This is a genomic window from Streptomyces sp. sk2.1 (assembly GCF_008120935.1).
GTDB lineage: Bacteria > Actinomycetota > Actinomycetes > Streptomycetales > Streptomycetaceae > Streptomyces.
Window position 1 is genome coordinate 1 of the sequence record NZ_RDBO01000219.1, and the last position, 750, is coordinate 750.

The following is a 750-nucleotide window of genomic DNA, read 5'->3' on the forward strand; positions in this document are numbered from 1 at the left end:
CCCAGTCCCGCAGCCGCCGCCAGGCCGTCACCCCACTGCAGCCGGTCCGCTCGGCGGGCACGTCTCTCCAGCTGACGTTCTTGCGCAGCACGTACACGATGCCCCGAAGAGCCGCACGGTCGTCCGCCGGCAACCGCCCGGGATACCGATGACGCCGCGGCGGCCGGGGCGGCAGCAGCGGAGCGATGCGTTCCCACAGGTCATCAGGCACAAGATCATCCGACACCCGCACCACTCTGCCCCTGCCAGCCCCGGTCGCCAAGCCCTCACGCTGAACTCATTCTGAAACGATCAGTTAGCACCTTGGGCGACAACTCGGGAAACAGGGACCGCAGTTCCGTGAAGCTGCGAGGGCCTCCCATCAGCTCGCGCAGCAACAGGGTGGTCCATCGACCCGAAACCGCCGCCAGGGCCACTTCCACCGGGCATCCGGCCTCGGGCCGATGGGTACGGCCCGACTGCCCTGGTACCAACTCCGCGTCCCAGACGTGGGTTTCCGTTTGGTGACGTATGCCGTCGGACTGTTCGCTTGCCACATGACACATCATCCCGGTCCGGCCCTGGCCCGCAGGGCCGCCGACCATCCGTTCGTCTTCGCCCGGGCCTTCAACACCTTCGATCCGGCGGTCCTGGACCGGCTCTACGAGCCCGACGCGGGCTTCGTGCCGGTGCCCGGCCGGCTGGTCACCGGAGCGGAGCGGTTCCGGGCCAACGACGACTTCCTCCGCCTGCGCGTCCCGATCGAGGTGT

General features: G+C 68.8%; 2 protein-coding genes and 1 pseudogene. 1 reads left to right on the forward strand and 2 read right to left on the reverse strand.

Annotated features, from left to right (window positions below; all coding sequences use genetic code 11):
- Both EAO76_RS42820 and EAO76_RS42825 read right to left on the reverse strand, forming a co-directional pair.
- Positions 1-226: transposase (locus EAO76_RS42820; RefSeq protein ID WP_262375389.1), on the reverse strand; the 226-nt coding region annotated here is incomplete at its 3' end.
- Between the two features lie 40 nt (positions 227-266).
- Positions 267-584, reverse strand: a complete 318-nt coding sequence (locus EAO76_RS42825; protein WP_148841615.1) for a helix-turn-helix domain-containing protein — start codon at positions 582-584, stop codon at positions 267-269.
- Between EAO76_RS42825 and EAO76_RS42830 the strand changes: the two are divergent.
- Positions 537-750, forward strand: a pseudogene (locus tag EAO76_RS42830) (DUF4440 domain-containing protein); the annotation flags it as partial. The gene EAO76_RS42825 and the pseudogene EAO76_RS42830 sit on opposite strands and share 48 nt — an antisense overlap.

Excerpts from the sequence above, each read along its gene's own strand:
- EAO76_RS42825 (WP_148841615.1), bottom strand. The coding sequence starts at position 584 with ATGGTCGGCGGCCCTGCGGGCCAGGGCCGGACCGGGATGATGTGTCAT.